Annotated in this window: 13 protein-coding genes and 2 pseudogenes; 6 read left to right on the forward strand and 9 right to left on the reverse strand. The window is 40.9% G+C overall.

Annotation, left to right across the window (positions count from 1 at the left end):
• Positions 1-59: 59 nt before the first annotated feature.
• Together OCU28_RS03465 and OCU28_RS03470 are read right to left on the reverse strand one after the other, a co-directional pair.
• The gene (locus tag OCU28_RS03465; RefSeq protein WP_261816956.1) at positions 60-461 is read right to left on the reverse strand and encodes a MarR family winged helix-turn-helix transcriptional regulator; all 402 of its coding nucleotides are present in this window, start codon (positions 459-461) and stop codon (positions 60-62) included.
• 53 nt (positions 462-514) lie between these two features.
• Positions 515-766: a hypothetical protein gene (locus OCU28_RS03470; protein ID WP_261816957.1), complete on the reverse strand. Its 252-nt coding sequence runs from the start codon at positions 764-766 to the stop codon at positions 515-517.
• A 411-nt stretch (positions 767-1,177) separates the two neighbouring features.
• Here OCU28_RS03470 and OCU28_RS03475 point away from each other — a divergent pair, with 411 nt between their 5' ends.
• Positions 1,178-1,345: a hypothetical protein gene (locus tag OCU28_RS03475; RefSeq protein ID WP_261816958.1), complete on the forward strand. Its 168-nt coding sequence runs from the start codon at positions 1,178-1,180 to the stop codon at positions 1,343-1,345.
• 205 nt (positions 1,346-1,550) lie between these two features.
• Here the strand turns inward: OCU28_RS03475 and OCU28_RS03480 are convergent, their stop codons facing one another.
• Positions 1,551-3,059 (reverse strand): DUF3360 domain-containing protein, encoded by a 1,509-nt coding sequence (locus OCU28_RS03480; RefSeq protein WP_261816959.1) that lies wholly within the window; start codon positions 3,057-3,059, stop codon positions 1,551-1,553.
• A gap of 466 nt (positions 3,060-3,525) precedes the next feature.
• Here OCU28_RS03480 and OCU28_RS16145 point away from each other — a divergent pair.
• Positions 3,526-3,736 (forward strand): annotated as a pseudogene (locus OCU28_RS16145) (integrase); the annotation flags it as partial.
• A gap of 34 nt (positions 3,737-3,770) precedes the next feature.
• Here OCU28_RS16145 and OCU28_RS03490 read toward each other — a convergent pair.
• Positions 3,771-3,923: a hypothetical protein gene (locus OCU28_RS03490; RefSeq protein WP_261816960.1), complete on the reverse strand. Its 153-nt coding sequence runs from the start codon at positions 3,921-3,923 to the stop codon at positions 3,771-3,773.
• 136 nt (positions 3,924-4,059) lie between these two features.
• Between OCU28_RS03490 and OCU28_RS03495 the strand changes: the two genes are divergently transcribed.
• A complete protein-coding gene (locus tag OCU28_RS03495; RefSeq protein WP_261816961.1) occupies positions 4,060-5,097 on the forward strand; it encodes a permease in 1,038 nt (345 codons plus the stop codon).
• A gap of 311 nt (positions 5,098-5,408) precedes the next feature.
• On the opposite strand, the gene OCU28_RS03500 is transcribed toward OCU28_RS03495, so the two are convergent.
• Genes OCU28_RS03500 through OCU28_RS03510 form a run of 3 tightly spaced genes read right to left on the reverse strand, consistent with a single transcriptional unit; the run spans position 5,409 to position 7,936 of the window.
• Complete coding sequence (locus OCU28_RS03500; RefSeq protein ID WP_261816962.1) at positions 5,409-5,876, reverse strand: MarR family winged helix-turn-helix transcriptional regulator; 468 nt, start codon at positions 5,874-5,876, stop codon at positions 5,409-5,411.
• The gene (locus tag OCU28_RS03505; RefSeq protein WP_261816963.1) at positions 5,839-6,852 is read right to left on the reverse strand and encodes a DUF2955 domain-containing protein; all 1,014 of its coding nucleotides are present in this window, start codon (positions 6,850-6,852) and stop codon (positions 5,839-5,841) included. The genes OCU28_RS03500 and OCU28_RS03505 overlap by 38 nt, the downstream gene beginning before the upstream one ends.
• Before the next feature lie 34 nt (positions 6,853-6,886).
• A complete protein-coding gene (locus tag OCU28_RS03510; protein ID WP_261816964.1) occupies positions 6,887-7,936 on the reverse strand; it encodes an HlyD family secretion protein in 1,050 nt (349 codons plus the stop codon).
• Positions 7,937-8,214: 278 nt separating this feature from the next.
• On the opposite strand from OCU28_RS03510, the pseudogene OCU28_RS03515 reads away from it, so the two are divergent.
• A pseudogene (locus tag OCU28_RS03515) lies at positions 8,215-8,363 on the forward strand (integrase); the annotation flags it as partial.
• A 34-nt stretch (positions 8,364-8,397) separates the two neighbouring features.
• Here OCU28_RS03515 and OCU28_RS03520 read toward each other — a convergent pair.
• On the reverse strand, positions 8,398-8,550 hold the full coding sequence (locus OCU28_RS03520; RefSeq protein WP_261816965.1) for a hypothetical protein: 153 nt from the start codon (positions 8,548-8,550) through the stop codon (positions 8,398-8,400).
• A 137-nt stretch (positions 8,551-8,687) separates the two neighbouring features.
• Here OCU28_RS03520 and OCU28_RS03525 point away from each other — a divergent pair, with 137 nt between their 5' ends.
• Together OCU28_RS03525 and OCU28_RS03530 are read left to right on the forward strand one after the other, a co-directional pair.
• Positions 8,688-9,725 (forward strand): permease, encoded by a 1,038-nt coding sequence (locus OCU28_RS03525; RefSeq protein ID WP_261816966.1) that lies wholly within the window; start codon positions 8,688-8,690, stop codon positions 9,723-9,725.
• A gap of 321 nt (positions 9,726-10,046) precedes the next feature.
• Complete coding sequence (locus OCU28_RS03530) at positions 10,047-10,643, forward strand: hypothetical protein (protein ID WP_261816967.1); 597 nt, start codon at positions 10,047-10,049, stop codon at positions 10,641-10,643.
• Positions 10,644-11,202: 559 nt separating this feature from the next.
• Here OCU28_RS03530 and OCU28_RS03535 read toward each other — a convergent pair.
• The gene (locus tag OCU28_RS03535; RefSeq protein WP_261816968.1) at positions 11,203-13,530 is read right to left on the reverse strand and encodes an Lcl domain-containing protein; all 2,328 of its coding nucleotides are present in this window, start codon (positions 13,528-13,530) and stop codon (positions 11,203-11,205) included.
• Between the last annotated feature and the right edge of the window lie 419 nt (positions 13,531-13,949).

Here is a 13,949-nt window from a genome sequence, read left to right on the forward strand (position 1 = left end):
ATATTTCCGCCTTAACTGAATAAATAAACCGGTATTGCAAGGGGAAGGGTTGCTGCGTTTTAATCAACAAACTGCTCTTTTTTGACTAACTTGGCTAATAATTGGGTGAGTTGTAGCGACTCTCCCTTGCTCAATGAATCCTGAAGTTGATGAGAAATTTTATCAACGATAGGACTACACTCTGCGACTGCTTTTTGACCCTCAATAGTAAGCGCCAGTAGCTTGATCTTTTTGTTGGTTTCACTTTTACTCGGTTCGATTAGATTCAGCTTAATGGCGTTATCTACCAGCCGTTTGGTTACAGAACGATTCCGCAATAACAGGTCCGATAGTTGTTGCTGAGTCATCTTTCCGTGTGCATTTAGTACCTTGAGCGCGCCAAACATCTCAAGGGAAATTCCCAATGCTTCGAAGAGTTCATGTGATACTTTAGCTCGAAACTGTTTATAGGCAAATCCCATCAAAAACATTGGGTTTGAGTCGAGTTTATCAATCCCTGTGATTGATAAGGCTGTTAGTTTATGCTGCTAGCGCGCTCAATTAATTCGTTTTGTGTATAGTCTTGCGCGGCGTTCCCTTCAGCAATCAAATCAAGTACCTGATAATCTGCCAGGTTAGAGAACTCTTTATTTAAATAGTCTCTAAAAGCCTGAGCGTTAGGCCACTTACCACGAACGATATAGCCATCATCCTTGTCAAAATCTTCAGTTTCAAAAAACGAAAAATCCGTCATACCAATGTTGTGGCAATACAGTACTAGATACACTATGAATCCTTGAGAAAAGCTTGTTAGGGCATGTATTTAAAGGGAATTTGGCATGATTTGCAAGGTGTTATAATACTCTACCGCTGCACCTTTCATGCAAATTATAGCCATGGAATCCGTGTGAAAAAAGTGGGGGAGGCTTGCTATTACTTCAACATTGTTTGTTGCCGAACTTATTACACTGACGCATATCAGATGTCAGTATAAGTCATTGGTCTTAATATGCATCGCGCGGCATCCTAGGCTGTCACTCATCACTTAGGAAAGAGCTCCAATGAGCCCACTGATTATCGTAATACTACTGTTGCTTTGGTCTCAAACACGAAACTTTCTTATTGGTTTTTTTTCGCCTTTGATTTTTTTAATCGTGGTAAGCCTAGCTGCAATATTGTTCAGCTAAAAGGTTTTCAAGTGAAGCAATACAGCTGGTTTACCTACTTATTAAAAGGGGGGATTACTCCCGTTAAGCACATTCCAAATGATATGTCCGACGATACTGATTTGCTTGTGGTAGACCTTACCGATGACATTAATCGAGTATTCCAAAGCCGGACTTTGCAATCGGCACCACTCATTTAGAAGCAAGTCCTTGCTAGCTATTTCCCCCACAGAAGTTTTAGGGCAATAGCGTGCCAGTGATATTCCCAAATTAGCATTTACCAGAGCGTCTAAAGTGTCAGGTAACCCTGACCTAAGTGGCTAGTTTCACTATGTTTTTAGTCGGAGGTAATGGTGATAATACCTGCGTTAAAGATATGGGTGTCCAGTATTTACGCGCTAGAGGTTAACGAAAGCTTGGGATAATCGCTGGTATTCCCGGTAGAAGACCAACCAACGCCATTACACCACTTAGTAGAATGAACATAGTTCCAGGCAACACCCAACGGTTCATTTTACTCAGTTCACTGCTACGTTCTTTACATCCGACTAAGCCCAAGTTATCTAACAGCATGGTGAGAGCCCAACCAAATGCTGGGTTAACGAGCGCTGAAGAAAATACAACAATCGCTGCCGACTGGGTGGTTTTTCCTTCACGCGTCATTTCCATTCCAGCTTCTAGCAATGGAACAAATACTCCAACAATGAGCGCAACACAAAGTACAGGTTGCCAGATAGCTAAATCCATCGGATAACCCCAAACTGCGGCGATGATACAGAACAGAGCGGTCAGTAAAGCGCCGGCAGGAATAGGGCGTTTAGCAATCGCCGCTGGTACGATATAAGTACCCCATGAAGACGTAAAATTAGTACCACCGAGCAGAGAACCGAACGTTTGGCGAATTGAAGCGGTGGTCATGGTGTCATCAATGTTCATATGTACTTTTTCAGTACGTTCTGGATAGCTAATTTTTTGAAAAACTTGATGCCCTAGAAAATCTGGCGACCACATCGCCACGGCAAGAATAGCAAACGGCAATACCACCATAAAATGTTCAATTGTGGGAAGACCTAGCATCCAGCCTGTATCTTCCCCCCACCAATACATAGGGTTCATGTTGGGGAAACCTGGCTCGGTTTGAAAAGAAAACGGGGCACCCATCGCAAATGCTAAAGTTCCACCTAGCAAGCAGCTAAGAGGTACGGCTAGCCAACGTTTACGGAAATGTTCCAACAAGGCATACAGTATAATGGTGCAAAAGATCACGACAAAAGCGATATGGCTCATGCCAATTCCCTCAGCCCAAGTGAACAGCTTTTTGACTTGAGAAGCGGTTCCAACAAAGCCGAGATAGAGCAGTAAACCGCCACACACACCTTTACTGGTGAGGTTTGCCAACATGCTGCCTCCTTTACTGATAGCCAAGAGTAAGCCAAAAGCGCCGATTAGCAACCCAAACGCCATTGGGTGTCCGCCTGCAGCAACGACAATAGGAATTAAGGGGATGAGTGGGCCGTGTGTACCGGCGAGGTTAGCTGTAGGTAATAAAAAACCAGAGAAGAGAATAATGAAAACAGAGGCGATAAGTAGTTCATAACGAACATTTTCTAAGATAAAGCCTTCATTTAACCCTAGCGCCCCGGCAAAGGTGGCTGCAATGGCGCCCACCATCACAACTTTACCAATGGTTGCCGCCATCGCTGGGATGGTATCTTCTATTTCGAATCTATAATCTTTAAACGGCAAGTTGGGACGCCAGCGTTTAGGCGCCATGATTTGTAACTCATGCTCTAAATACTGTTCGCGGGAATCAAATTCCGATCTTGGTTTATGTTGTTGTTCATAAGTGAGTTCATCCTCATTGGCTTGAGGCTTATCTGTTCGTATATGTGCGGACTCTAAAGTAGTGCTCATTTTGATTCCTTTCGTTCACACTCTAAGGTGTGTTATTCCAACAAACGTTATTGACTCACGGCATGAATTTTTAGCGGACTAGCTATATATTTTCTGCCACAAAGAACTCGATGACTCTATTTTATTTATGAGAAAATTTATTATTAATAAGTGAAATTAACTCACCATCAAATACAAATAACAAAACAACCTATAATTTAAAAAATCATTACAATTCAGAAGTTAGTACCTTATACCAAACGTAAAAAAACAAACAGTCTCAAGCAGTTAGACATTGGTCGTAGAGTGGGGTAAGGAGTATGAGTAACTGTAAACAGTATTAATCTATTTATTTATAGGCCATTAATTTCAGGAGAAACAAAGTCACTTTTAACAAACAGAAATGCTGGACACCCATAATTTAACGAGTAAATTCTTGCCCAGTCCCTTCTAACTACAACCGCGATGGCCAATCAAAAAGGAGGTTATCAAGGGGGTTTTTAACACAACGAAAGCAGTGGCGGTAAAAAGCCTTTTCGGCTTGAAGAAATCTGTCGGGTCAGAACCAGATTAGAAATTAAAAAAATTTGATGCAATTAGCATTTCTCAACTTAACTATTGATAGCAAACTGAGCGCGAGTGATCTTCTCTTTCTCAGAGTTTGCGATATATCCTCGCTAGATAGGGTATTTTCGCGTTAAGCATATTCCAAATCATGCTACTCAACGCAGCTCAAGCAACACTAATTAGCGCAATTGAAATCGTAACAGCAATCTGATGGCTTTGGGCAAAGGACGCGTTCTGGGTCGCTTTAGTTAGAACAAAAGCAGTTAGAATAAAAGCAACCGCCAATATCTGTACTAAGGCGAATGAATGTTTAATCATGTTAGCTCTCTCGTTTCGGTTTTCATGGGAATATCATAGCGAGAAAATGTATATTTCGTTTTTTTTCGAAATATACATTGACGGCGAAAATCTACCGATTATAATTCGAAGAATATCGAAATGAGAGGTAAGCCACATGAGTCCAGAAATTATCGCAATGGCAAAAGAAGCAGGACATATGTTCCTATTCTTGGCTACAGAACTAGTCATACTATTCCTAGCTGTAAGCTACTTAGTAGGTATTCTCCAAGAGTTTTTAACCCCAGAGAAAATCCAATCAATCCTGAGTTCAAGAAAGGGCAAAGGTTACATCGTGGCTGCATTTCTCGGTGCAATCACACCATTTTGCTCTTGCTCAACGATTCCTTTTTTGAAAGGCCTATTGAGAGCTAGAGCAGGTTTTGGTCCAATGATGGTGTTCTTGTTTGCATCACCGCTACTTAATCCAATCATCATTGGTCTGTTCATTGCAACATTCGGCTTGAAAGTAGCAGTGTTCTATTTTGCAGTAGCTATGGTTGTTGCCGTTTCAGCTGGCTTTATCCTAGAGAAGTTAGGTTTTGAGAAATATGTACGTCCAGAAGCGTATGAATCAATAGATTCTGGCTCAAGCTGCGGTACTTCTTGTGGCGATTCTACACCAGCACCTAAAAAAGAGTCTGGCTGTGGAACCTCTTGTGGTGATGCTTTGCCAGAAGTACAAGTTTCTTGCTGCTTAGCAACAGGTGAAGCAACGGCTACAATTGTTCCAACCGCAGAGCCAAACCGTTGGGTTCGTATTTGGGAAAATACATGGAAAGACTTCAAACAGGTTCTACCATACTTGCTAATGGGTATTGCGCTTGGTTCATTAATCTACGGCTTCATCCCAACAGATTTGATTGCTGAGTACGCCGGTGCTGGCAACTGGTATGCAATCCCTGTAGCGGCCGTTATCGGTATACCGCTATACATTCGAGCTGAGGCAGTTATCCCACTAAGTGCTGCTCTAGTTCAAAAAGGCATGGCGCTTGGTTCGGTAATGGCATTGATCATAGGTAGCGCAGGTGCAAGTCTAACCGAAGTTATCTTATTGAAATCTATCTTCAAAAATCAAATGATTGTAGCATTCCTGTTCGTCATCCTAAGCATGGCAGTTGGGGCAGGTTACTTGTATACATTCCTGTTTGCTTAATTTCATGAATAACCATAACAAATGAGCCGCAATCGCGGCTCTTTGTGTATTTGCGGATGTACAAAAATTTTGTCGTTCATAGATATGCTTGCCATTAAGTTAGGAAGCTATTGCGTCCAAAATAAAAATATTGGACACCCATAATTTTGCTAGGTCACGAAATCCTAACCTAAGTAGCTCGGTTTACTATATCTTTAGAGTCGGAGGCGAGAATGCCTGCGCTGAAGTGATGGGTGTCCAGTATTTTGCGTCTGTATTTTGCGTCTATTCTAATGGTTTACTGCTATATGGTTTATTTCTGTATGCTTGGTTTAATCAACAAATTCATCCATGTTGATTAGTTTGGCTAGCAGTTGAGTTAGTTGCTGTGACTCATCTTTGGTTAATGAACTTTGAAATTGTTGAGAAATATCATTAACAATCGGGGAGCACTTGAGCATAACCGCTTGCCCCTCATCGGTTAGGGCTAACAATTTCACTTTTTTATTCGTTTCACTCTTACTTGCAGCAATCAAGTTTAGCTTTATGGCGTTATCGACCAGCCTTTTTGTGACCGAGCGGTTGCGCAATAATAGATCAGATAGCTCTTGTTGCGTCATTTGCCCGTGGGTATTTAAGACCTTAATCGCGCCAAACATTTCCAGTGATATGCCTGATGCTTCTGAAAGCTCATGAGAGACTTTGGCACGAAACTGTTTATAAGTAAATCCCATTAAAAACATCGGGTTTGAGTCTAATTTATCAATCCCCGTGATTGATAAGGCTGTGCGATTTTCCATAAATAATTCCTTGGCAGGCGACTAATAATGCTAATACGATCAGCATCATCTCACCTCGAAAATAGGTATCTTGCAAGCCGAGATCGGTTGCGGATACATAAAGTTGTAAAGGCAACATGGTTCCAAGCATTGCTTCAGTGTGTAGCGCTCTAACACCACCTCGACTGGCGCTGATCCAGACTGCTATCATCAAAACTAACAGTGTTAAAGCCACGATATAGATCAAGTTATGAGCATGTTGACCGGCTAATAGTGCCACAAAAACTAAGGCAATGGCACAACCACCCACATGGGCGTAAAAACAGGTTTTAACCATCATTTGGTAGATGGCGCGTTCACTTTGCGCTGCTGCAATAATCACAGGCATCATACAAAATGCTGCTGCAATTAGATCGACCATCATTAAAAAACCAAGACCAATGCCTAACATTGCAATATAGATAATGCGTTGTTGGTAGGTTACCTTTTTTGCCGGCATCATCGGTGGCGTAGGCTTTTTGGGTGGAGACATAAATAACATGACAAACCGAACCATAATTAAGGTGACTATCATGCTTGCTGCGATATCTCGGATCCAAATTGTCATCGGCATTGGAATATGTTGCGCAAATATAATGACTAAAAACCAGTTCAGCAATGGGATGTAGATTTGACCAAGCTTGGCTGGTGTATCAGCCCAACGTCTTGCCCAATCAAACACCCATAAACTAATACACCAAATAACTGCTGGATGAGATGCAAATAATTGTTGTACCAGTAGTGCGGCACAAGCAACGCCTAAAACAGGTAAGAATGCCTTTAACATTCCTATCATTGAATAGTTATTTAGTTTGGTTGCTGCCATTACTGGATATAAAGCTAAATAAGCGGCAATGTCGAGCTGTAACCATAGTTGCGCTAACATCCCTAAAGAGACAATTAACACCATCCATGTTACTTCATGCCAGTTGATATCACCACGGGTTGAATTATTCATAACAATGCCACCAAATTAATAATAAATACAATGACTAAACTAAATAACGTAAGTTAGCTAATAGGTGCATCCATACATTACTAAGGGTATCCCAAACAGAAGAATCAGAGATAACCATGACACTTACTTTTGAGCCAGAAAATAACGAATCATTTAATGTTGGTAAGGTAACTTGTGTACGAACTTTTTGCTGATCACGAATCCAACGATCATCATTAACGACGCGAGCTAAGCCATTGTTATCACTACTAGCATCAAAAATTGCTAGTTCTTTACCTTGAATTTTACCTTGATAAATTTCACCAGGAAGTGCATCAAAAATCACACGAACTTTAGTATCTTTAGCAAGTTTCGTGATGCCTTTTTCATTGAAGTCTGCATTTATCCAAGCGTGATTGCGGTCGACTAAAAATAGGACTGGATTACCTGCATTTACATAAGTTCCCGGAGTCAGGCTAAGGTTACTAATTACGCCATCTACAGGTGCTACAATTGTTGTTTTTTTCAAATTAAGTTGCGCTAATTCAACATTAGCATGAGCTGTAGCAAGTGCGCCATTTTCACTACTTTGGATTAGTTCAGCTTTAATTTGTGCAACCGATGCTCTTGCCGATGTAACGGCTTGCTGGTGAACTGCTAAACTGGTACGGCTATCTTCTAACATCTCTTGGCTAATGAGTTTACGACGCATTAACTGCTCATTACGTTTTACCTTATGTTGCTCATTAGCCGTTTCTTGGATGCGTTGACGCAGTGTTGCTGTTGCGCCATTGAGATGCTGTTTATTTGCTTGATAATGCTGCTCTGCAATAACTAATGCGGCTTTTGCTTGCGCGAGTGCCAATTGGTAGCGCGTTGCATCTAAGCGAACGAGTAAGTCACCTTTTTTAACCGATTGACCATTTTTAACGACTAATTTTACAACTGGTGCTGATACTTCGGCTGCAATTCGGCTTGTTGGGATATGTAGTTGAGCTTGTGTGGTAAAGGGCGCTAAGTTATCACTCATCACTAAAAATGCCGCAAATAGCGCACTTAGACCAAGAATAAAATAGAGTACCCATTGATATGCTTTGTTCATCATTATGTTTCACCTGCAACAATATTTGACGTGAGTATACATCGTTTTGTTTCAGGTGCAACATTATTCGTGCACTTTAATTTATAACGGTTGTTATATTAATCTATAAAGATCGTTATATTCGTTGATGAGGAAATGCTGGACACCCATAATTTAACGAGCAAATTCTTGCCCAGTCCCTTCTAACTACAACCGCGATGGCCAATCAAAAAGGAGGTTATCAAGGGGGTTTTTAACACAACAAAAGCAGTGGCGGTAAAAAGCCTTTTCGGCTTGAAGAAATCTGTCGGGTCAGAACCAGATTAGAAATTAAAAAAATTTGATGCAATTAGCATTTCTCAACTTAGCTATTGATAGCAAACTGAGCGCGAGTGATCTTCTCTTTCTCAGAGTTTGCGATATATCCTCGCTAGATAGGGTATTTTCGCGTTAAGCATATTCCAAATCATGCTACTCAACGCAGCTCAAGCAACACTAATTAGCGCAATTGAAATCGTAACAGCAATCTGATGGCTTTGGGCAAAGGACGCGTTCTGGGTCACTTTAGTTAGAACAAAAGCAGTTAGAACAAAAGCAACCGCCAATATCTGTACTAAGGCGAATGAATGTTTAATCATGTTGGCTCTCTCGTTTCGAATTTAATGGAACTATTATAGCGAAGGAAAAATATATTTCGAGGTTTTTCGAAATAAATGTTGACGACCAGAATTTACTGATTATAATTCGAAAAATATCGAAATGAGAGGTAAGCCACATGAGTCCAGAAATTATCGCAATGGCAAAAGAAGCAGGACATATGTTCCTATTCTTGGCTACAGAACTAGTCATACTATTCCTAGCTGTAAGCTATTTGGTCGGTATGCTCCAAGAGTTTTTAACCCCAGAGAAAATCCAATCAATCCTGAGTTCAAGAAAGGGCAAAGGTTACATCGTGGCTGCATTTCTCGGTGCAATCACACCATTTTGCTCTTGCTCAACGATTCCTTTTTTGAAAGGCCTATTGAGAGCTAGAGCAGGTTTTGGTCCAATGATGGTGTTCTTGTTTGCATCACCGCTACTTAATCCAATCATCATTGGTCTGTTCATTGCAACATTCGGCTTGAAAGTAGCAGTGTTCTATTTTGCAGTAGCTATGGTTGTTGCCGTTTCAGCTGGCTTTATCCTAGAGAAGTTAGGTTTTGAGAAATATGTACGTCCAGAAGCGTATGAATCAATAGATTCTGGCTCAAGCTGCGGTACTTCTTGTGGCGATTCTACACCAGCACCTAAAAAAGAGTCTGGCTGTGGAACCTCTTGTGGTGATGCTTTGCCAGAAGTACAAGTTTCTTGCTGCTCAGCAACAGGTGAAGCAACGGCTACAATTGTTCCAACCGCAGAGCCAAACCGTTGGGTTCGTATTTGGGGAAATACATGGAAAGACTTCAAACAGGTTCTACCATACTTGCTAATGGGGATTGCGCTTGGTTCATTAATCTACGGCTTCATCCCAACAGATTTGATTGCTGAGTACGCAGGTGCTGGCAACTGGTATGCAATCCCTGTAGCGGCCGTTATCGGTATACCGCTATACATTCGAGCTGAGGCAGTTATCCCACTCAGTGCTGCTCTAGTTCAAAAAGGCATGGCGCTTGGTTCGGTAATGGCATTGATCATAGGTAGCGCAGGTGCAAGTCTAACCGAAGTTATCTTGTTGAAATCAATCTTCAAAAACCAAATGATTGCAGCATTCCTGTTCGTCATCCTAAGCATGGCAGTTGGGGCAGGTTACTTGTATACATTCCTGTTTGCCTAATTGAATAAAAAACCATAACAAAAGAGCCGCAATCGCGGCTCTTTTTGTGTTTTCGGATGTACAAAATTTTTGTCTTTAGTGGAGGGGCTAGCTCATAGGTATGCTTGCCATTAAGTTAGGAAGCTATTGCGCCTAAAAGCACCTTAGAGTGATAAATCCAAAACGTTAGTAATTCTTACCAATTTATATACAGCTGCAATCATCACTAATCTTTTGTAGCACCGCCGATATAACTCCCAGACTTCCCTAACGCACTATTAAACGATTTAGTTTATGATTGTCAGCGTACAATTTTTTCGGTAATTAGAGAACGTAGTCCTTATGAGCCATCTAAATGATGAGCAAGTTCAATCGCTTGCAAATTTTAAAAGCAATATACACCTTCCTCATGGAGGTTTTCACACCCTGATTGTGGATCTTTGTCGAGAATATCAACTCCCTTTTCCTAAGGTGAGAACGGTGGTCAAAGCATCACAAATCGATGTTGAAAACAAGATTCTAGATGCTGATATTGCTGACTTAGAACGTATTGTCACTAAGCAATACTGGGTCGATTTGATTCGTGAACGACTAGCGCTGCTGGCGGTAGATAATAAAACGCCTCTGCAAGATATCACCGAAACAGAGCTGTACCGTCAATGTCTTGAGTCGATCCGAGAAATGAAGTGCTCAGGAGCGACTCAGCAGTTGCAAGCCTCTACCATTGAGAGCCTGAACTCAGTCTATGAGATGAGTGTCTATAAGCCATTGAAAGCCATGTTGCACACTACTCAGCTGCAATGGAAACTCAAACGTGAACTGCAGAGTATGACTGAAGAGCAAAGAACGCTGTTTTGTGATTACCCCGCCTATATGCAGGCCACCAAGCATCTGCTCGATTTATGTGATGAGATGACATCTTTAACGGTCACTCGCTGACATGTTTGACAATAGGGCATGAAGCCAACTGAACTGCACCAATAATGTTGAACACTAAGTTAACGACTTTCCATTTCATCTTTTGTTATCCATGAATTGCTCATTTAGAAAGGCCACTGACACGGAATTCTCCAGAGGCTTCATAGACTTGAAGTTTTACTTGTGGCACTTTTCTCAAAAAGTGCCAGCTAGCTCAGATCTGCCCCAAAACTCGTTAGATTAAATACTCTACAAAATTTAGGGATCTCCGTTTTCCCTACCAAATCTAATCAACCTAGTGTCTAACAAAATGAGCCTTACCAAGGAGTGGATCCCATACATCATGCCTGTACAGAATTAAACCTGATTTCTCGCTCCCCAAAATTAACTTACTTTCCATACCTAGGTCTTAAAATGCATTGCCAATTTGATAGTTCACTATACATTTAAGTCTGAGTAATTAAATTCATAGTTCGTTATGGTAGTAGGGAAGCCTTACGTTAAGAATGAAAAAAGCCAGCAATTCAAGCGACCAGCTAATTAATCATCAACGCACCTTATAGGGAGGCAGTTTCGCCTGTTATTGGCGGTGTGTCGGGGGACCTGTTGGTGCTTCATTTGCTGTGATGTAACCATCTTTGTTTTTATCCAAATGATTAAAGCGTTTGGTGCCTGCCTTAAATTCAGAAGCTGATACTTTTCCATCACCATTTTTATCCAATCGATTGATAAACTTATTACTCTGGTTTTGATTTTTATTGAGGTTCTGAGTTTGATTTCCTGAGCGAACTTGGCTGCTTACATTTGCACCCGTCGTCGTATATTCGTTGACTTTTTCAGCCTGAGGAGGTGTGTTTGCTTGAGCCGGAAAGTCGTCATAACCGCCTCTTACGCTGCGTACATAATTATCAACCCGAATATAATCGCCTTGTGGACCACGTGACATCGGTTGCCCCGCTTTAGGGTCGCTACGCTGTGAACCCGCACCATGTACATCCATTATGTTCTCATGCATTTGACCTAAAGCTTTACCAAAAGACACATAAACTGCGCCAGACTCTGGAGTAGGGCCATCAAGGTGAGTGGTTGAACTCCAATAATAAGGGTAGTCTTTTTCACCAGCTTCATTTGTTATTGAAGATGTGTAGAAAATAGGGTCGATGGCTGCTGAGTTAGAGGTTTCAGGTGAGCGTGTATAATCCACAATGCTTTGTAGCTCTTTTGCATTTGGTAAACGCCAATCACTCTGGTCTGCTAATGTTAGGTTTTCTGAATACTCTAGTGCTTCTTGCCAATTCAAACCTGCTTTGCTGTCCTCTTGTTGCCAAGTTAAACCTGTCGCTAAATCGGTGACGGTGCCATCATTATTGTTAATGAAGTTGTTTTTACCGTAGGTTTCATTGCCTCTAACAAACCTAAAGTACATTTTATTCGGTTCTTTAGTGCGAGGGTTAAACTTTGGGTAACCTTTGATACGACCATCAACAAAATTAACCCCAAAAACCGTATCATCATTTTTCATGGTTTTGTCAACATACTCAGTACTGGACCAAGTTTGTGCATCAATTTCTCGCTCTCCAATCTGTGTATTACCGAGAGGTTGGTTAAAGAAACTAGTGTCGATAAAAGGTGTGACCGCTTTTTGTCCTTTAACCTGACCTGAGAACTGAATGAGTGAATAGAGCTCTTTAATGGTAGGAATGCGCCAGTCATCATGACCTGCTAAATTCAAACTGTTCATTTTGAGCAATGCTTCATCGTAGCTAAGTTTTTCCCCCATCTGCTTTTGCCAGATTAAGCCGGTAATATTATCGGTGATAGTGCCATCATTATTGTCTGTGTATGACGCTTGGTTCGAGTTGTAGTTGGAATCCTGACCATAAAAATCATCCCCACTGACTGGAAATGGTATCACTTCATTATTGTTGTACGATTTTTTTTGTCCGGTATCGACAATTGCGTAGTTAGCGGTTTGTGATGTTTGGAATAATTCGGGTTGGGCCGCATTGTTTACGACCATAAGGTCTTCACCGAAAATAACATGACCACTGAAGTTTTTACGGATCATTTTCAAACTCGCTTCAGTGTCAATTTCTCCAGTATTAAAATGTGTGTAGACAAGATTTTTCACTTTCGCTTTTTGAGCAAGTGTACTTGAGTCATTCAAATTAAGATGAGCGTGAGCTTTCTTATTTGAACCATTTTCCTTATCTTTTTTAGACCTTTTATTTTTTTGACGCCCGCCAATCATTACCATTCCGCCAGAATCTATGATCATATAATCCGCATTTTTGGCGAGAGTAGGCAGAGCTTCTGAATAAGTTAGATCCCCAGTAATAACGATCGATTGGCTATTGTAGTCAAAGCGATAGGCGATAGTATGGATTGTATGTGGAACTTGAAGTGTCGTGACTTGTATATCACCAACAGAAAATGATTCCCCACCTTCTATATCGGTCACATCCAAAGCTTTGATTCGATCATCCAAGTTTCTTTGAGTTTTCCCGAGTCGATATTCAATATCAGATTCATACAAATCCACGTTTGTTTCCGTCATTTTTTTTGTATTGGGGGGGCCAATAATGGTGAAATCATCTCTGCCTAATAATAGGCGAATTAATACGGGAACAAACTCTTCATTATGATCTAGATGGTGATGAGTGATAAATAGGCTCGATAAGTCACGAACATCAAAACCAATTTTAGATAAGTTTGCTTGAGTGCCATTACCCATATCAACCAGTATATGGGTGTTACCAGCAGAGATTAAGGTGCTAGCGCTCGCGCGATTTTCATTATAAATAGGCGAACCTGATCCAATGATAGTAGCTGTAAGTTGATCTTCCGCATGAACTGAGTTCGTTATCAATGTCACCAAAACAATAAACCCGAGTATGTGTTTTCTCATAACTTCCTTCTTATAGAGTGTGTTGAAAAATGGGATAGGTAAAGTGAAGACAAGGAATAGAGTATCAATGAGGGATATATTGAAAACTCAATTTACATATTTTTACACCACTGATTAGAGCTAAAGAAATTTGGCATATAAAGTTCGAGGCCTACTCTAATCAAAATTTTCTCTATGTTATTAGGCGACAATTAGCTTAACAATAAAGGTGGCTTGAGAGTGTTCTGCTACAGTGTTTATGGACACTCTACTAAACGAATGTTGCCATACCTCAGTTTATTCATGCTTTACTAAATTAGAAAAAACGTAACTCGGAATTGTCCAGAGACGTTTTAGCGAGTGTTGTAACTCGCCTTTGCCCCAAAGTTGCGTAGCTCAGCAATCTTGACTTACTTCTTACGACATTAGTTGACCTACTT

The organism is Vibrio gallicus (assembly GCF_024346875.1).
GTDB lineage: Bacteria > Pseudomonadota > Gammaproteobacteria > Enterobacterales > Vibrionaceae > Vibrio > Vibrio gallicus.